An 18796-nucleotide genomic window follows, 5' to 3' on the forward strand; every position below is an offset into this window, starting at 1 on the left:
GGACCTGTTCGCCCCGGGCGTGTCGATCACCTCGGCGTCGTACGCGAGCAACACCGGGCGGGCCACCTACTCCGGTACGTCGATGGCGTCGCCGCACGTGGCGGGCATGACCGCTCCTGTCCGCGTCAACGTTGGTGGGCGGATGGCTATGGGGAGGTGGGTCCTGCGTGGTGGCTGAGCCGACAATGCGGCTCCGCCGCTGGGGTGTGCGCCCGGGGGCGCACGGGTGGGGTGTACCGGAGGAGCCTTCCCACCCTATTCGGGTGGGCAATCCGGCACTTTGTTAACTACTCACGCGTATGTCTACGCACAAGACCGGCCCCGTTCCTCAGGAACGGGGCCGGTGTCCTGACTTCGCCGAGAAGTGGCCGCTACGAGCCCGGTACCTGCAAGAGTTTGTTCGGTGAGCCCAGCCCGCGGCCGGAGACCTTGCCGGACACCGCCTGTGCCACCAGCGCCTTGGACACCTGCGCCGGCGACGCCTTGCGATGGTCGGCCAGATAGAGCGCGGCCACGCCCGCCACGTGCGGCGACGCCATCGACGTACCGGAGTAGGTGGCCCGCCCGGTGTTGCTCGCGTACGACGCCGAGGTGATCGACACGCCCGGGGCGAACAGGTCCAGCACCGAGCCGGTGTTGGAGAAGCCCGCCCGTGCGTCGTTCTTGCCGGTGGCGCCGACGGTGATCGCCTCCCGCACCGCCGCGGGGGAGTACAACCCGGCCGGCAGCCCGTCGTTGCCCGCCGCCACCGTGTAGGTGACGCCGGCGGCGATGGAGTTGCGCACGGCGGCGTCCAGCTGCGCGTTGCGGTAGCCGCCGAGGCTGACGTTGGCGACCGCGGGCTTCCCGGCGTGCTTGGTCACCCAGTCGATACCCGCGATGACCTGGGCCGTCGTGCCCCCGCCGGCGTTGTCCAGGACGCGTACGGCGACGACCATGGCGTTCTTGGCGACGCCGAACTGCCTGCCCGCGATGGTGCCGGCGACATGGGTGCCGTGGCCGTTGCCGTCGCTCGCCGTCCGGTCGTTGTCGACGAAGTCCCAGCCGTAGCTCGCGCGGCCCCCGAAGTCCTTGTGGGAGATGCGGATGCCGGTGTCGATGACGTAGACCGTCACCCCGGCGCCCGCGGACTCGGGCCACGTGTAGCTCTTGTTCAGCGGAAGGTTGGCCTGATCGATGCGGTCCAGGCCCCAGGACGGCGGGTTCTTCTGGGTGTGCTCCTGCGTCACCCGGGTGTCCTGGACGACCGAGGCGACCCGTGGGTCGGCCGCGAGCCGCTTGGCCTGTCTCTCGCCCGCCCGGATGGCGTAGCCGTTGAGAACCGTGCCGTAGGTGTGGCTGATTTTCGCCCCGTACTTCTCGGCGAGGCTCTTTCCCGCCGCCGACGGAGCCTTCGTTCCCCCCTTGAGTGTCACCACGTAACTGCCGCTGACGGAGCCGGGGTCCCCGGCGCCGAGTATCTGCCCCTCCGGTGCGGCGTGCGCGGGCATGGTGGTGGCCGAAAGCGCGGCGACACAGGTCACCGCGGTCAGCCCACCCGCCCGGCGCAGACGCCGTATTCGCGTCCGAGCCATGGTGTGAGTTCCCCTCCTCGACTCGGCGCACGGCGGCCGTGGATCGCCGGGTGCACCCGGTGTGGCCGGTACGCCATCTGTCACCCTCTCGTGACGTGAGAAGTCGCCACAAGGACGCCTACGGGGGCGGAATCGGCCATATCGGCTATGAGGGATGTGTAAAGGTTGCGCTTGATTTCGGACGAAGGTGCTCCTTGCTCCCCCCGCTTGACAGTCGCAAAAACGCACTGTGGTTACGAAGCCCCGCATACCGATACCGTCGGGGGCGATGACGGGACCCACACCGCCGTGTGTCCCCTGCCACGCGCTGCCCGAGGTGAACCGTGAAGGCGATCCGTCGATTCACCGTCCGACCTGTCCTCCCCGAACCCCTCCGGCCCCTCAGCGATCTGGCGCGCAATCTGCGCTGGTCCTGGCATGCGGAGACCCGTGACCTCTTCCAGTCCGTGGACCCCGAGCGCTGGGCCGCCTCGGGCAACGACCCCGTACGGCTGCTGGGCAGTGTGTCGCCCGCGCGCCTTGCGGAGCTGGCCGAGGACCGCCGCTTCCTGCGCCGGCTGACCGCGGTCGCCGGCGACCTGGGCGACTACGTCACCGGCGAGCGCTGGTACCAGGAACAGTCCGCCGAACTCCCCACCGCCGTCGCCTACTTCTCGCCCGAGTTCGGCATCACGGCCGCCCTGCCCCAGTACTCCGGCGGCCTCGGCATCCTCGCCGGGGACCACCTCAAGGCGGCCAGCGACCTCGGCGTCCCGCTCATCGGCGTCGGGCTGCTGTACCGGCACGGCTACTTCCGCCAGACCCTGTCCCGGGACGGCTGGCAGCAGGAGCACTACCCCGTCCTGGACCCCAACGAGCTGCCGCTGGCGCTCCTGAAGGAACCCGACGGCACCCCCACCCAGATCTCCCTGGCCCTGCCCGGCGGCAGGCAGCTGCACGCCCGCGTCTGGCTCGCGCAGGTCGGCCGGGTGCCGCTGCTGATGCTCGACTCCGACGTCGAGGAGAACGACCTCGGCGAACGCGGGGTGACCGACCGGCTCTACGGCGGCGGCAGCGAGCACCGGCTGCTGCAGGAGATGCTGCTGGGCATAGGAGGAGTACGGGCCGTCAGGACGTACTGCCGTCTGACCGGCCACCCGGCCCCCGAGGTCTTTCACACCAACGAGGGCCATGCGGGCTTCCTGGGCCTGGAGCGCATCGCCGAACTGGCCGCCGGGGGGCTGGACTTCGACTCCGCCCTGGAGGCGGTCCGCGCCGGGACGGTCTTCACCACCCACACCCCCGTCCCGGCCGGTATCGACCGCTTCGACCGCGAGCTGGTCGCCCACCACTTCGGGCCCGACGCCGAACTGCCGGGCATCGACGTCGAGCGCATCCTCCAACTCGGCATGGAGACCTACCCCGGAGGCGAGCCGAACCTCTTCAACATGGCCGTGATGGGCCTGCGCCTGGGCCAGCGGGCGAACGGCGTCTCGCTGCTGCACGGCAACGTCAGCCGCGAGATGTTCTCGGGCCTGTGGCCGGGATTCGACCCCGCCGAGGTCCCGATCACCTCGGTCACCAACGGCGTCCACGCCCCGACCTGGGTCGCGCCCGAGGTCTTGCGCCTCGGTGCCCGCCAGATCGGCGCCCAGCGCACCGAGGACGCGCTGACCGTCGGCGGCTCGGACCGCTGGGACGCGGTCGGGGAGATTCCCGACCAGGACATCTGGGAGCTGCGGCGGGTGCTGCGCGAGCAGCTCGTGATGGAGGTGCGGGAGCGGCTACGTGCGTCCTGGCGCCAACGCGGCGCCGGAACGGCCGAGTTGGGCTGGATCGACGGTGTGCTGGACCCCGACGTCCTGACGATCGGCTTCGCGCGCAGGGTCCCGTCGTACAAACGCCTCACCCTCATGCTCCGCGACCGTGACCGTCTGATGGACCTGCTCCTGCACCCGGAGCGCCCCATCCAGATCGTGGTGGCGGGCAAGGCGCACCCGGCGGACGACGGCGGAAAGCGCCTGGTCCAGGAGCTGGTGAGGTTCGCCGACGACCCGCGCGTGCGCCACCGCATCGTCTTCCTGCCGGACTACGGCATGGCGATGGCCCAGAAGCTCTACCCCGGCTGCGACATCTGGTTGAACAACCCGCTCAGGCCCCTGGAGGCGTGCGGCACGTCGGGCATGAAGGCGGCCCTGAACGGCTGCCTCAACCTGTCCGTCCTGGACGGCTGGTGGGACGAGTGGTTCCAGCCGGACTTCGGCTGGGCGATCCCCACGGCCGACGGCACCGGCACGGACCCGGACCGCCGGGACGACATAGAGGCCGCGGCGCTGTACGACCTGCTGGAACAACGCGTCACGCCCCGCTTCTACGAGCACGGCCAGAGCGGCCTGCCCGACCGTTGGATCGAGATGGTCCGCCAGACCCTCACCCTGCTCGGCCCGAAGGTCCTGGCGGGCCGGATGGTCCGCGAATACGTGGAGCGCCTCTACACGCCGGCCGCGCACGCCCACCGCGCGATGAACCCGGACGCGGCGCGCGAGCTGGCGGTCTGGAAGACGCGGGTCCGCTCGGCGTGGCACGACGTGAGCGTCGACCACGTGGAGACGTCGGTGTCGACCGTGACGGCGACGGCCACGGCCGAACTCGGCACGACCCTCACCCTCCGCGTCCGCGTCGCCCTCGGCGGCCTCGCCCCCGACGACGTGGAGGTCCAGGTCGTCTCGGGCCGGGTCGACGCGGAGGACCGCATCGCGGACGCGTCGACGGCGCCCCTGAAGCCGGTCGGCAGTCCGGACGGCGACGGGCGCTGGGTCTACGAGGGACCACTTTCCCTGGAGCGCACGGGCCCGTACGGCTACACGGTCCGGATCCTTCCGGCGCACCGGTTGCTGGCGTCGAGCACGGAGCTGGGGTTGGTGGCGGTGCCTTCGGAGGATGTGGGGGAGGGGGCGGGGGTGTTGCTGCGGTAGCCCGCACGCACGGGCAGGCCCGGCGGTCCGGGCGAGTTCCTACTCGCCCAGGCCCTCGCACAACCGCCGCAACACCGCACCGCAGCGCCGCGCATACGCATGCTGCAGGCCGCGTGTCGCCGGGCCGCCCGCTCGCGCGTACCACTTCGCCCCCCGGCTGAAGGCGCGCACCGTCAGCCAGACCGTGCCGTCGCCCGTGCGCTCCACGAGGAACGCCTCCTCGCCGCACTCCGGGTGGCCGGACAGGGTGCCGTAGGCCCAGCCGATGCGGCGGTACTCGTTCGCCGTCCAGACGACCCGGCACGGGGCCTTGATGACGCCGGCGAGGGTGACGGTGACGTCGATGTCGGGGGCCGCGCGGTCGGACGCGGTGTCGATGCCCACGCCCATCGCGCGGTGCATCTCCCAGGTCATGACCGCCTCGGCGGCTCTGCGGAAGACGTCCTCGCCCTCGCCGATGCGGGTGCGCACGTGCAGGGGGTGGAAGCCGGGCGGGCAGAAGCCGATCTCCCGGGTCGCGCCGACGTCGTCGTACGTGAAGGACATGGGTCCCAAGAGTAGGGCGGCACCCGGGGATGCCTTCGTCCCGGGTGCCGCCCCAAGTCGGTCTGTGGTCAACAGGCCGACGGTCAGCTCACGTTGATGGCCGACCAGGCGGCCGCCACCGTCTTGTACTCCGTGCTGGTGGAGCCGTACAGGGCGGACGCCGCGCTCAGCGTCGCCGTGCGGGCGGCCTTGTAGTTGGTGGTCGAGGTCATGTACTCGGTCAGCGCCTTGTACCAGATCGCCGCGGCCTTGTCGCGGCCGATACCGGTGACCGTCGAGCCGTTGGACGTCGGGGAGTCGTAGCTCACCCCGTTGATCGTCTTCGCGCCGCTGCCCTCCGACAGGAGGTAGAAGAAGTGGTTCGCGGGGCCCGAGGAGTAGTGCACGTCCAGGCCGCCCAGCGACGAGGACCAGCTGTCCTTGGACCCGCCGTCCTTGCTCGGCTTGTCCATGTAGCGCAGCGGGGTGCCGTCGCCGTTGATGTCGATCTCCTCGCCGATGAGGTAGTCACCGACGTCGGCGGAGTTCTTGGCGTAGAACTCGACCGCCGTGCCGAAGATGTCGGAGGTGGCCTCGTTCAGACCGCCCGACTCGCCGCTGTAGTTCAGGCCCGCGGTGTTGGAGGTGACGCCGTGGGTCATCTCGTGGCCGGCCACGTCCAGCGAGGTCAGCGGGTTGGTGTTACCCGTGCCGTCGCCGTACGTCATGCAGAAGCAGCTGTCGTCCCAGAACGCGTTGACGTAGGCGTTGCCGTAGTGGACGCGCGAGTACGCGGCCTTGCCGTCGTTCTTGATGCCGCTGCGGCCGAAGGTGTTCTTGTAGAAGTCCCAGGTCTCCTGCGCGCCGTAGGCCGCGTCGACGGCGGCGGTCTGGTCGGTGGAGGAGCTGGAGGCGCTGCCGGTGCCCCAGGTGTCGTCCGCGTCCGTGAACAGGGTGCCGGCCGAGGAGCTGGTGCTGCGGGCCTTGTTGTACGTCTTGTGGCCGCCGCGCGTGGTGTCGTAGAGCTGGTACGTCGAGCCCGACTTGGTCGTGCCGAGCGTGACCGTGCCCGAGTACAGGCTCTTGCCGCTGCCGGTCTCGATGCCCTGGTACTCGAACAGCTTCTTGCCGGTGGCGGCGTCGGTGATGACGTGCAGCTCGTTCGGGGTGCCGTCGTCCTGGAGGCCGCCGACGACGGTCTCGTAGGCGAGGGTCGGCTTGCCGTTCGCCGCCCAGATGACCTTGCGGGGCGCGCTGTCCGCCGCGGTCTTCTCCGAGCCGGCGGCCTTGGCCGACTTGACGGCCTGGGTCTCGGCCTTGGCGGCCGTGACGGCCGGCTTGAGCGAGGCGACCTTGATGGTGGCCTTGGTCGCCTTGGTCACGCCCTTTCTCGCGCCGGACGCCGACTCGTGGACGACCAGGTCGCCGCCGAGGACCGGCAGGCCCGCGTAGGTGCGCTCGTAGCGGGTGTGGACCGAGCCGTCGGCGTCCTTGACGACGTCCTTGACGACCAGCTTCTCCTGGGCGCCGAGGCCTATCTCGTCGGCGGTGTCGGCCGCCTTGGCCTGCTGGTCCTTGATGAGCGTGGTGCGCGCAGCGGGGGCGAGCGCGACCGGGACGGCGAGCGGGGCGGCCTTGGTGCCGGCGCCCGCGGGGGCCGCGGCGGCCGTACCGCCGGTGGTCAGCGCGGTGGTGAGGAGGGCCCCGGCGGCCACAGTGGTGGCGATGGCCAGGGTCGTGCGCTTGCGACGCGCGTAGAGGGGGGTCACACGAGCTCCTTTTGTGGGGGAGGTGCAGTGGTGCTTGTGCGGCGGGTGAGGGAAGCGTGACACCTGGGGCGCGTACATGTCAGGAGGGGGCGGTGATGTTGGCCAAGATTTGACTGTTGGGTGAATGTTTCAGAAATGTGAACGGGCGCCGTCCCGGCGGGAGTTGAACCCACCGAGACGGCGCCCTGTCAGAGACGGACCGCGAACGGGCCTACGGGAAGGTGACCTTCCAGCTGTTGATGTAGCCGGTGTCGATGGCCGCGTTGTCCTGGACCCGCAGCGTCCAGACGCCGTTGGCGACCTCGGAGGACGCGTTCACCGTGTACGTGGTGTTGAGGTTGTCCGAACTGCCGCCGGTGCCGTACCCCTTCAGCGTGTACACCGTGCCGTCGGGGGCGAGCAGATCCACCTTGAGGTCACCGATGTAGGTGTGGACGATGTCCACGGCGACCTGGAGGTTGGACGGCGCGTTGCCGGTACGGCCGGAGACCGTGATCGGCGACGTCACGGCAGCGCCGTTGTCCGGGATCGACACGTCGGTGCCGCTCTCGAACGACGTACCGCCGCCGCCTCCGGGGCGGGTGCCCACGGCGACGCCGGCCCAGGCGTCCTGCACGGCCTTGTACTCGGCGCTCGTGGTGCCGTACAGCTCACCGGCGGCCGCGAGGGTGCCGGTGCGGGCGGCCGCGTAGTTGGTGTTCGAGGTGAACTTGGTGGTCAGCGAGCGGAACCAGATCTTCTCCGCCTTGTCGCGGCCGATGCCGGTGACCGGAAGGCCGTCCGAGGTGGGCGAGTCGTAGGTGACACCGTTGATGGTCTTGGTGCCGCTGCCCTCGCTCAGGAGGTAGAAGAAGTGGTTCGCGGGGCCCGAGGAGTAGTGCACGTCGATCGAGCCGATGCCCGAGTACCAGGCGTCCTTGGACGCGCCGTCCTTGCTCGGCTTGTCCATGTAGCGCAGCGGGGTGCCGTCGCCGTTGATGTCGATCTCCTCGCCGATGAGGTAGTCACCGACGTCGGAGGCGTTGTTGGCGTAGAACTCGACGGTCGAGCCGAAGATGTCGGAGGTGGCCTCGTTCAGACCGCCGGACTCGCCGCTGTAGATGAGGCCCGCGGTGTTGGAGGTGACGCCGTGGGTCATCTCGTGGCCGGCCACGTCGATGGACGTCAGCGGGTGGGTGTTGCCCGAACCGTCGCCGTACGTCATGCAGAAGCAGCTGTCGGACCAGAACGCGTTGACGTAGTTGTTGCCGTAGTGGACCCGGGAGTACGCGCCGACGCCGTCGCCCTTGATACCGCTGCGGCCGTGCACGTTCTTGTAGTAGTCCCACGTCAGCGCGGCACCGTAGTGCGCGTCGGCGCCCGCCGTCTCCAGGTTGGACGGGTTGCCGTTGCCCCACACGTCGTCCGGGCCCGAGAAGAGCGTGCCGGTGCCGGAGGTGCCGCGGTTGAGGTTGTACGTCTTGTGGCTGCCGCGCGCGCCGTCGGTCAGGTTGTACGTCGACCCCGACTGCGTGGTGCCGAGCGTGACCGAGCCGCTGTACATCGTGTTGCCGGTGCCGGTCTCGATGCCCTGGTACTCGTAGAGCTTCTTGCCGGTGGCGGCGTCGGTGATGACGTGCAGCTCGCTCGGGGTGCCGTCCTCCTGGAGGCCGCCGACGACGGTCTCGTAGGCGAGGGTCGGCTTGCCCTTCGCGGCCCAGATCACCTTGCGCGGCGCCTTGTTGACGTCCGGGCTCTTGGCGTCCTCGGCCTTCGCCGCGGCCAGCGCCTGCTTCTCAGCCTTGGCGGCGGGTACGGCGGCGGTCGTGGTCGCCGGCTTGATGGCGGCGCGGGTCGCCTTCACGACGTCCTTGGTCGCGCCGGACTTCGTGGTCTCGACGACCAGGTCGCCGCCGAGGACGGGCAGGCCGTCGTAGGTCCGCTCGTAGCGGGTGTGGACCGTGCCGTCGCCGTCCTTGACGACGTCACGCACGACCAGCTTCTCCTTGGCGCCGAGGCCCAGGTCCTTGGCGGTGTCCGCCTTGGTGGAGTTGGCCTCGCGTATCAGCTCGGCGCGCTGGGCGGGGGACAGCTTGACGGACTCGGCGCCCGGTAGGACCTTGCCCGCGGCCGACGGTGCCTTCTCCGGGGCTGCGGTGGCGGCGCCGGTCTGGACGGCCGCGGCGATCAGAGCGGCGACGCCCACGAGGGCGACGGCGGCAACTCGGCGGGGCGCCGTGTGGGGGGCGCGTCTGTGGGAGGAACTGTCTCTCAACACTGACTCCTTCTGCGCGGCCGCGGATCACGCGGCCAGGGGAGACCGGTCGGCGGGTGGGCCGTCCGGGCAGTTCGGGGTAGTACGCAGAACGACGTGCGCGTGCGGGAACTGAACGTGCGCGTGCGGGAGTTCGGCCGCGGGCACCGTCGTGTGGGGTTGCTGTGGCGCGGCCGTGGGAAGAGTGGCAGGTGGTTGCGGTTTCTGTCAGGACCGCGTCAGAAAGTTGGCCGGAAATCGTTCGTTGTCCGGGAATTCACGTTCGATAAACGGACCAGACGCATCAAACGTCGAAGCGCGCGAGATCGCGCAGCCACGCGGCCGCGTTGCCGTCCGACGGGGCCCGCCAGTCGCCGCGGGGCGAGAGCGAACCGCCCGCCGAGACCTTCGGACCGTTCGGCATCGCCGAGCGCTTGAACTGTGCGAACGCGAAGAAGCGACGGCAGAAGACCTCCAGCCAGCGCCGGATCTCGGCCAGGTCGTAGGCCACCCGCTTCGCCTCGGGGAAGCCCGGCGGCCACGCGCCCGCCTCCGCGTCGTGCCAGGCGTGCCAGGCCAGGAACGCGATCTTCGACGGCCGGAAGCCGTACCGCAGCACATGGAAGAGCGTGAAGTCGTGCAGCGCGTACGGCCCGATCTTCGACTCGGTCGACTGCATCTCCTCGCCCGGCACCAGCTCCGGACTGATCTCCGTGTCGAYGATCGCGGCCAGCGTCCCGCCGGTCTCCTCGTCGAACTGCTCGCTGCCGATGACCCAGCGGATCAGATGCTGGATCAGGGTCTTCGGCACACCGGAGTTGACGTTGTAGTGGCTCATCTGGTCGCCCACGCCGTACGTCGACCAGCCGAGCGCCAGCTCCGACAGGTCGCCGGTGCCGAGCACGATGCCGCCGCGCTGGTTCGCGAGCCGGAACAGGTAGTCGGTGCGCAGGCCCGCCTGCACGTTCTCGAAGGTGACGTCGTACACCGGCTCGCCGGACGCGAACGGGTGGCCCATCTCCTGAAGCATCAGCCGCGCGGTGGGCGTGATGTCCAGCTCGGCCGCGGTGACGCCGAGCGAGTTCATCAGCTTGTGGGCGTTGCCCTTGGTGTGGTCGCTGGTGGCGAAGCCGGGCAGCGTGAAGGCCAGGATGTCGCTGCGCGGGCGCCCGGCACGGTCCATCGCCCGGGCGGCGACGATCAGCGCGTGCGTGGAGTCCAGGCCGCCGGACACCCCGATCACGACCTTCGGGCCGCCGATCGCCGCGAGCCGCTGCTGAAGGCCCGCCACCTGGATGTTGTACGCCTCGTAGCAGTCCAGGGCGAGGCGTTCGGCGTCGGCGGGCACGAACGGGAAGCGCTCGACGCGGCGCTTCAGTCCGAGGTCGGTCGTCGGCGGGTCGAGCCGGAACTCGATTCGCCGGAAGTCGCCGGTGCGCCCGGCGTGCGCGCGCCGGTTGTCGTCGAAGGTGCCCATCCGCTGCCGCTCCTGCCGCAGCAGGTCGAGGTCGACGTCGGCCACGGCGTACTGGTCACCGAGCGGGAAGCGGTCCGACTCGGCGAGCAGGGCGCCGTTCTCGTAGATCATGGTCTGCCCGTCCCAGGACAGGTCGGTCGTCGACTCGCCGAGCCCTGCCGCCGAGTAGACGTACGCCGCCAGACAGCGCGCGGACGCCGCCCGGCACAGCAGCCGGCGGTCCTCGGCCCGGCCGACCGTGATCGGGCTGCCGGAGAGGTTGGCGAGCACGGTCGCGCCGGCCAGCGCCGCCTCCGCGCTCGGCGGCACCGGCACCCACATGTCCTCGCAGATCTCCGCGTGCAGCACCAGGCCCGGGACGTCCCGCGCCTCGAACAGCAGGTCCACGCCGAAGGGGACCTCCGCGCCGCCGACCCGGATCGTGCCGCCGCGCTCGTCCTCGCCGGACGCGATCTGGCGCCGCTCGTAGAACTCGCGGTAGTTCGGCGGGTACGACTTCGGCGCGACGCCGAGGATCCGCCCGCGGTGCACGATCACCGCGCAGTTGTAGATCCGGTGGCGATGCCGCAGCGGCGCGCCGACCACCAGCACCGGCAGCAGGTCCGCCGACCCGGCCACCACGGCCTGGAGCGCCTGCTCGACCTCGTCGAGCACCGGGTCCTGGAGCAGCAGGTCCTCGATCGAGTAGCCGGTCAGGCCCAGCTCGGGGAAGACGGCGACCGCCACGCCCTCCTGCGCGCACGCGCGCGCCTGCCGCAGCGCCGCCTCCGCGTTGGCGTGCGGGTCGGCGATGACGGTGTGGCCCGTACACGCGGCGACCCGCGCGAAGCCGTGCTGGTAGATCGACCAGAAGTTCAATGGACCGCGGCTTTCTACTGTGGCTTTCTCCAGCTGGCTTTCTTCAGCGTGCCAGGGATCTCCTACGGCAACGAGCATAGATCGCCTGTTCAGGCGGGCCGCTCCCCGTGCCAGGACCGCCACAGCGAGGAGTACGCCCCGCCCGCCGCGACCAGCTCGTCATGCGTGCCGAGCTCGGTGAGGAGGCCGTTCTCCATCACGGCCACACGGTCCGCGTCGTGCGCGGTGTGCAGCCGGTGCGCGATGGCGATGACCGTACGGCCCTGAAGTACGGCGGCCAGGGCGCGCTCGGTGTGGCGGGCGGTCGTCGGGTCGAGCAGGGCCGTCGCCTCGTCGAGGATCAGGGTGTGCGGGTCGGCCAGCACCACGCGGGCGAGCGCGAGCTGCTGCGCCTGCGAGCCGTCCGTGGCGCGGCCTCCGTCGCCGAGTGCCGTGTCCAGGCCCTCGGGCAGCCGTCGTACCCAGGTGTCGGCGCCGACCGCGGTCAGGGCGGCCCACAGCTCCTCGTCCGTGGCCGACGGCTCGGCGATCCGCAGGTTGTCGCGGACCGTGCCGAGGAAGACGTGGTGCTCCTGGGTGACCAGGACGACCTGGCGGCGCAGCTGCTCCGGGCCGAGCGCGACGACCGGGACACCGCCGACCGTGACCGAGCCGGCGGTCGGCGCGTCCACGCCCGCGAGGAGTCTGCTGAGGGTTGTCTTCCCGGCGCCGGACGGGCCGACCACCGCCAGCCGTTCCCCCGGCCGGACGGTCAGGTCGACACCGCCGAGGACCTCGCCGCCGCGGTCGTAGGCGTAGCGCACGCCGGTCACGTCGATGCGGTCGTCGGCGGGTGTCGGAGAGTCGGTCGCCGTGGCCTGTGGCGCCCGCGCCAGGCCCTCCACCCGGGCGAAGGAGGCGCCGCTGCTCTGGAGTTGCTCGACCCGCATCAGGATCTCGTCCAGCGGCTCGGCCAGCTGTTGCAGATACAGGGCGGCCGCCACGACGGAGCCGAGGCTCAGCTCGCCCCGCTCCAGCAGGACACCGCCGAGGAGCAGGACCGTGGCGACGGGGACGACGTACGACATCTCGACGGCCGGGAAGAAGACGCTGCGCAGGAACAGGGTGTGGAAGCGGGTGCGGCGCGACGTCTCCAGGGCGTCGCGGCTCGCGCTCACTCGCCGCTTTTCGAGACGCAGCGCCTCCACCGTGCGGGCGCCGGTCGCCGTGGCCGCGAGGATCTCCGCGACGTCCGAGGTGGCCGCGCCCTCGGCGAGGTAGCCGTCGCGTGCCCGGCGCAGATACCAGCGCAGCGCCCACCGGATGCCGCCGAAGCCGAGCACTCCGCAGACGCCGAGCAGCGGGTTCAGCGTGATCACCGCGGCCAGCAGGAACACCACCTGGACGGAGCTGATGAGCATCACCGGGCCGACGTCGCGCAGGGTCGTGCCGACCAGGGCGACGTCGGCGGTGCCGCGGGCGGTGAGGTCGCCGGCGCCGGCTCGCTCCACGACGTTCGCGGGGAGGGCGAGGGTGCGGTCGACGAACTCCTCGCGGACGCGGGCGAGGGTGCGTTCGCCGAAGCGGTGGCCTACGTAGCGGGCCCAGCGGGCCAGCAACAGCTGGGCTGTTGCCGCGATCAGGATGGCCAGGGCGAGGTGGTCCACCGGCGCCACGCCGTGGCCGGCGCGGACCTCGTCGATGATGCGGCCCACCAGCCAGGGGGCCGCCAGGCCGGCGATCGCTGCGAGGGAGTTGAGGGCGAGTACGGCTGTGAAGGCTCGGGCGTCGGCTCGGATGAGGCGGGTGGTGGCTCGGCGTACGTCCTTGGGTTCCGCGATGGGGAGGGATGTGCGGGAGAGAGCTCGGGGCTCGGGGTTGTCTGCCGGGTGCGGGTCGGGTGTGGCTGGTCGCTCCCGGCGGAGCCGCTGACTGATACGGCCCCGCGCCCCTGAGGTGGGCTGAGATTCCGTCACCTGACAAACTCCTCGGCGTCCTCGTTGCGTGCCACCAGGGCGCGGTATCCCGGCTCGGTGCTCATGAGTTCTCGGTGTGTGCCCGTCGCCGCCACCTTGCCGTCGGCCAAGTAGTGGACCGTGTCCGCGCGGTCCAGGAGCAGGGGGGACGTGGTCGTCACGACCGTCGTGCGGCCCTGTCTCGCCGCGTGCAGGCGCTGCGCCACCCTTGCCTCCGTGTGGGCGTCCAGGGCCGACGTCGGTTCCACCGCCAGGAGTACCTCGGGATCGGCCAGCAGGGCGCGGACCAGGCGGATGCGCTGGCGCTGGCCGCCGGAGAGGTTGCGGCCCTGGGCGTCGATCGGGGTGTCGAGGCCGTCGGGGAGGCCGCGGACGATGTCCTCGGCGACCGCCGTGTGCACCGCCTGTGCGATGGCCGAATCGTCCCGGTCCGCGTGGCCGGCGATCAGCTCCCGCAGGGTGTCCGCGAACAGGTCGGACTCGTGGTCGGCGACCAGGATGCGGGCCCGGAGCTGCGGCAACGCGATCTCGGACAGGGGGACGCCGCCCCAGGTCGCCGTCGACGCGGTGTAGCGGCCCAGGCGGTCGACCACGGCCGCCGTGTCCGCCGGCAGCGCGCCGGCCAGTGCGGTCAGGTGGCCCGGCAGTACCCGGACGCCGGACTCGGGGTCGTGCAGCGCCGCCTGTTCCGCGGGCGCGTCCCGGGTGCCGGTGTCGGTCATCGGCTCCAGCCGCAGGAACCGTACGACCCGCCGGGCCGCCACCACACCGCGGGCCCCCTGGTAGACGAACTCGACGAAGAACGCCACCGGGCGGACGAGGACCGCGACGTAGCCGTAGACCGAGACCAACTCGCCCACCGTGATGGTCCCTTGGGCGGCCATCCGGGCCGCAAGCCAGGTGACCACGGCCAGGAACAGCGTCGGCAGTCCCAGCCCCAGCGCCTGCACCCAGCTGGTCACCGCCCCGACCCGGTACCCCTGCGCGCGCAGCCGCTGCGAGTCGCGGTGGAAGGCGTCGGCGACGAGGTCCTTGCCTCCGAGGCCGTTGAGGACGCGCAGTCCGCCCGCGAGGTCGGCGATACGGGCGGTCAGGATGCCCTGCCGCTCCCGGTACTCCGTCTCCGTGCCCTGCAGCCGCCCGAGCAGCGGTCCGACGAGCACGGCGATGGCAGGCATCCCCAGCAGCACGACCACCGCGATCGGCACGGACACCGACACCAGCAGCACGGCGACCGCCAGATAGGCGACGATCGCCCCGAACCCGGGCCCGATGACGGTCAGGGAGTTGCTGATGGTCTGCACGTCGCCCACGCCGATCGTGACGACCTCCCCGGCGCCGATCCGGCGCGGCAGCGCGGCGCCCAGCCGCACGGACTGCCCGACCAGGACCTTGATCGTGCGGAAGAGGGCGTCCATCCGCACCCGGGTCATCGTGCGGTGCCGCATGATGCTCAGCCAGGCGTTGAACACATGCACCCCGGCCAGCGCACCCGTCCACGCCACCAGCGCCGCGTAGTCACCGGGCGCGAGCCCCTCGTCCACGGCGCGCGAGAGCAGATACGGCGTCGCCGCCAGCAGCACCATCCACACGGCGGAGATCAGGGCCCCGAGCACGGACCGCCTCGCCTGCTGGGTCACCAGCCACCACAGATAGCGCGCGCCGCCGCGACAGTCGGGCTCGCCCGGATCCTCGTACGCGTCGATCATCGTTCCCCGTGCCCCGTTCCTCGCTCGTGCCGCCCGGCTACGCCAGGCTGTCCCGCCACGCCCGGTGCAGATCCGCGAACCTGCCCGTGCCGGCGATCAGTTCGTCCGGTGTGCCGTCCTCGACGATCCGCCCGTGCTCCATGACCAGGACCCGGTCGGCGATCTCGACGGTGGACAGGCGGTGGGCGATGACGACGGCCGTGCGCCCGTGCAGGACCGTCGTCATCGCGCGCTGCACGGCCCGTTCGCCGGGGATGTCGAGCGAACTGGTCGCCTCGTCGAGGATCAGCACCGCCGGGTCGGCGAGCAACGCCCGTGCGAACGCGACGAGTTGGCGCTGACCGGCGGAGATACGGCCGCCGCGCTTGCGTACGTCGGTGTCGTAGCCGTCGGGCAGGGAGCTGATGAAGTCGTGCGCGCCGATGGCCTTCGCGGCCTGCTCGATGTCCTCGCGGGTGGCGTCCGGCCGGCCGATGGCGATGTTCTCGGCGACCGTGCCGGAGAACAGGAACGCCTCCTGCGTCACCATCACCACCCCGCGCCGCAGTTCGGGCACGGACAGCTCGCGCAGGTCGACGCCGTCGAGCAGGACCTGGCCTTCGGAGGGGTCGTAGAAGCGGGCGAGCAGCTTGGCCAGCGTGGACTTGCCGGCGCCGGTGGACCCGACGACCGCGACCGTCTGGCCGGCCGGGAAGGTGAGGTCGAAGCGGGGCAGCACCTCGCCGCCGGTGCGGTAGCCGAACCGGACGCCGTCGAAGACGACCTCGCGGCCGGGGTGCTCCGAGCGCAGGGCCGGAAGCTGCCGGGGCGCCTGCGGCTCGGGCACGGACGGGGTCTGGGCCAGCAGCCCGGCGATCTTCTCCAGGGAGGCCGCGGCCGACTGGTACGAGTTGAGGAACATGCCGAGCCGGTCGATCGGGTCGTACAGCCGCCGCAGATACAGCACGGCCGCCGCCAGCACACCGAGGGCGAGCGTGCCGCCCGCGACGCGGTAGGCGCCCCACAGCACGATCCCCGCGACGGCCGTGTTGGCGACGAGCCGGGAGCCGACGACGTAACGGGCCATCTCCAGCAGGGCGTCGCCGTTCGTGCGCTCGTGCCGGGTGTTCAGGACCCGGAAGTCGGCGTCGTTGGCGGCCTCGCGACGGAAGGCACGCACCGGGCGGATGCCGTTCATCGTCTCCACGAACTTGACGATCACGGCCGCGATGGCGGTGGAGCGCAGGGTGTACACCCGGGCGGCACGCCGCCGGTAGAGCCGTACGAGGAGGTACAGCGGCACGAAGGAGGCCATGGCGACCGCGCCGAGACCGAGGTCCAGCCACAGCAGCATCGCCGAGATGTAGACGAACGACAGGATGACGGTGACGAGCTCCTGAAGGCCCTCGTTCAGGAGCTCGCGCAGGGACTCCACGTCCGTGGTGGAGCGGGAGATGAGCCGCCCCGAGGTGTAGCGCTCGTGGAAGTCGATGCTCAGGGCCTGGGCATGGCGGAAGATACGGCCGCGCAGGTCGAGCAGCACGTCCTGGTTGACGCGGGCGGAGACCAGGATGAACGCGTACTGGAGTGTGCCGGAGACGACCGCGCACAGCAGATAGCCGACCCCGACCGCGATCAGCGGCCCGAGGTCGTCCCGCCGGAACGCGGGCACGGCCGAGTCGATGGCGTACGCCACCAGCAGCGGCCCCGCCTGCACCGCCGCCTGCTGGAGCAGCAGGAGAAGCGTGGTGAGGGCGACGCGGGCCTTCATGGGGGCGAGCAGCGAGCGCAGGAGCGCGGCGGTGGCGCCCTGGGGGGTGGGCAGGACGTCGCGGTCGAAGGGGTCGCCGCCCTTGGGGGGTTCCTCGGCCGGGTGTTCCTTGCCCGGTGCGGTGGCGGTCGTCGCCGTCATCGGTCGGCCTCCTCGGTCCCGGCCATCAGATGGGCGTACTCGGCGTTGCTGCGCAGCAGTTCCTGGTGGGTGCCGACGGCTGCGATGCGGCCGCCGGAGAGCAGGGCGACGCGGTCGGCGAGCAGCACGGTCGACGGGCGGTGGGCGACGATCAGGGCGGTCGTCTCCGCGAGGACGTCCCGCAGAGCCGCCTCGACGGCGGCCTCGGTGTGCACGTCGAGCGCGGACAGGGGGTCGTCGAGGACGAGGAACCTGGGCCGGCCGACGACCGCCCGCGCGAGCGCGAGGCGCTGGCGCTGGCCGCCGGAGAGACTGAGGCCCTGCTCGCCGACCTGGGTGCCGGTTCCGTGCGGCAGGTCGTGCGCGAAGGCGGCCTGCGCCACGGCCAGCGCCCGCTCCAACTCGGGTTCTCCCGCGCCGTCCTCGGCGCCCATGAGTACGTTCTCGGCGACGCTGGCCGAGAAGAGGGTGGGTTCCTCGAAGGCGACGGCGACGAGTTCGCGCAGCGTTTCTCTGGGGATCGCGGCGATGTCCTGGCCGTCGAGGGTGATGTGGCCGGAGGTCAGTTCATGGAGGCGGGGGACGAGGGCGGTGAGGGTGGTTTTGCCGCTTCCGGTGGCGCCTACGAGGGCCATGGATTCACCGGGGCGGATGTGGAGGTCGACACGGTCGAGGGTGGGTGGGGAGTCTTCGGGGGCGTCGGGGTAGCGGAACCGCACGTCGTGGAACCGCAGTCCGAGGTCGGAACGGTCCTCCTTCACCGTGGAGACCTCATGCCTCTCCGGCTCCTCGTCCATGACCTCGAAATACCGCTCCGTCGCCGTTGCCGCCTCCTGGCTCATCGCCAGCAGGAAGCCGATCGAGTCCACGGGCCAGCGCAGCGCGAGCGCGGTCGACAGGAACGCCACCAGCGTGCCCGCCGACAGCTCCCCGTCCGCCACCTGCACGGCGCCCAGCACCAGCGCCGCCCCGATGGCCAGCTCCGGCAGCGTCACGATGACGCCCCAGATCGCCGCCAGCAGCCGGGCCTTGCGCAGCTCCGTGCCGCGCAAGGTGCCCGACAGGTCCCGGAACGCCCGCGCCTGACTGCGGTGCCGCCCGAACCCCTTGATGATCCGGATCCCGAGCACGCTCTCCTCGACGACCGTCGTCAGATCGCCGACCTGGTCCTGCGCGCGCCGCGCCACCTCGGCGTACCGCTTCTCGAAGATCACGCAGGTGACCATCACGGGCACGGCCGGCACCAGGATCACCAGGCCCAGCGTCCAGTCCTGAAGCAGCATGATGATCACGCCGACGAGGATCGTCACGCTGTTGACCAGCAGGAACGTCAGCGGAAAGGCGAGGAACATACGCACCAGCATCAGATCGGTCGTGCCCCGCGACAGCAACTGCCCCGAGGCCCACCGGTCGTGGAACGCCACGGGCAGCCGCTGCAGACGCCGGTACAGATCCGCCCGCATCGCCGCCTCGACCCCCGCCAGCGGCCGCGCCACCAGCCACCGCCGCAGTCCGAACAGCAGCGCCTCCGCGAACCCGAGCAGCAGCAGACACAGCGCCCCGAGCCACACCCCGGCCGGATCCCGGTCGGTGACGGGTCCGTCCACCATCCACTTCAGGACGAGCGGGATGACCAGCGCCAGACAGGAGGCGACGACCGCCACGCCCGCGGCGGTGAACAGCCGCACCCGCACCGGCCGCACATACGGCCACAGACGCAGCAGCGTACGTACGGCGGAACGATCGGTCCTGTCCTCGGCGCTTGCACGTGTCGTCACCATCAGCAGCGAGCCTACGGATCGCCACTGACACTGCCCACCGAGTTTTGGCCGGTCCGCACTCGGTCGCTGG

General features: G+C 71.2%; 10 protein-coding genes and 1 pseudogene. 2 read left to right on the forward strand and 9 right to left on the reverse strand.

Features of this window, described 5'->3' with window-relative positions:
* A pseudogene (locus EAO75_RS48490) lies at positions 1-115 on the forward strand (S8 family serine peptidase); the annotation flags it as partial.
* Between the two features lie 256 nt (positions 116-371).
* Here the strand turns inward: EAO75_RS48490 and EAO75_RS05380 are convergent.
* Complete coding sequence (locus EAO75_RS05380) at positions 372-1574, reverse strand: S8 family peptidase (protein ID WP_147993817.1); 1203 nt, start codon at positions 1572-1574, stop codon at positions 372-374.
* A 323-nt stretch (positions 1575-1897) separates the two neighbouring features.
* Between EAO75_RS05380 and EAO75_RS05385 the strand changes: the two genes are divergently transcribed.
* Positions 1898-4528 (forward strand): glycosyltransferase family 1 protein, encoded by a 2631-nt coding sequence (locus EAO75_RS05385; RefSeq protein WP_147993818.1) that lies wholly within the window; start codon positions 1898-1900, stop codon positions 4526-4528.
* A 39-nt stretch (positions 4529-4567) separates the two neighbouring features.
* Here EAO75_RS05385 and EAO75_RS05390 read toward each other — a convergent pair whose 3' ends face one another.
* The 8 genes from EAO75_RS05390 to EAO75_RS05425 form a co-directional block, all read right to left on the reverse strand.
* On the reverse strand, positions 4568-5074 hold the full coding sequence (locus EAO75_RS05390; protein WP_147993819.1) for a DUF1990 family protein: 507 nt from the start codon (positions 5072-5074) through the stop codon (positions 4568-4570).
* Between the two features lie 83 nt (positions 5075-5157).
* The gene (locus EAO75_RS05395) at positions 5158-6822 is read right to left on the reverse strand and encodes a M4 family metallopeptidase (protein ID WP_147993820.1); all 1665 of its coding nucleotides are present in this window, start codon (positions 6820-6822) and stop codon (positions 5158-5160) included.
* A 211-nt stretch (positions 6823-7033) separates the two neighbouring features.
* The gene (locus EAO75_RS05400; RefSeq protein WP_147993821.1) at positions 7034-9076 is read right to left on the reverse strand and encodes a M4 family metallopeptidase; all 2043 of its coding nucleotides are present in this window, start codon (positions 9074-9076) and stop codon (positions 7034-7036) included.
* 283 nt (positions 9077-9359) lie between these two features.
* Complete coding sequence (locus tag EAO75_RS05405; RefSeq protein WP_147993822.1) at positions 9360-11390, reverse strand: NAD(+) synthase; 2031 nt, start codon at positions 11388-11390, stop codon at positions 9360-9362.
* Positions 11391-11479: 89 nt separating this feature from the next.
* Positions 11480-13210 (reverse strand): ABC transporter ATP-binding protein, encoded by a 1731-nt coding sequence (locus EAO75_RS05410; protein WP_261989188.1) that lies wholly within the window; start codon positions 13208-13210, stop codon positions 11480-11482.
* 131 nt (positions 13211-13341) lie between these two features.
* Positions 13342-15054, reverse strand: coding sequence for an ABC transporter ATP-binding protein (locus tag EAO75_RS05415; protein WP_147993823.1), 1713 nt, complete (start codon positions 15052-15054; stop codon positions 13342-13344).
* A 37-nt stretch (positions 15055-15091) separates the two neighbouring features.
* Positions 15092-16945: an ABC transporter ATP-binding protein gene (locus EAO75_RS05420; protein ID WP_147993824.1), complete on the reverse strand. Its 1854-nt coding sequence runs from the start codon at positions 16943-16945 to the stop codon at positions 15092-15094.
* Entirely contained in the window at positions 16942-18726 is a 1785-nt protein-coding gene (locus EAO75_RS05425) for an ABC transporter ATP-binding protein (protein ID WP_147993825.1), read from the reverse strand. Before EAO75_RS05425 ends, EAO75_RS05420 begins: the two co-directional genes overlap by 4 nt.
* Between the last annotated feature and the right edge of the window lie 70 nt (positions 18727-18796).

Source organism: Streptomyces sp. UW30 (genome assembly GCF_008042075.1).
GTDB lineage: Bacteria > Actinomycetota > Actinomycetes > Streptomycetales > Streptomycetaceae > Streptomyces.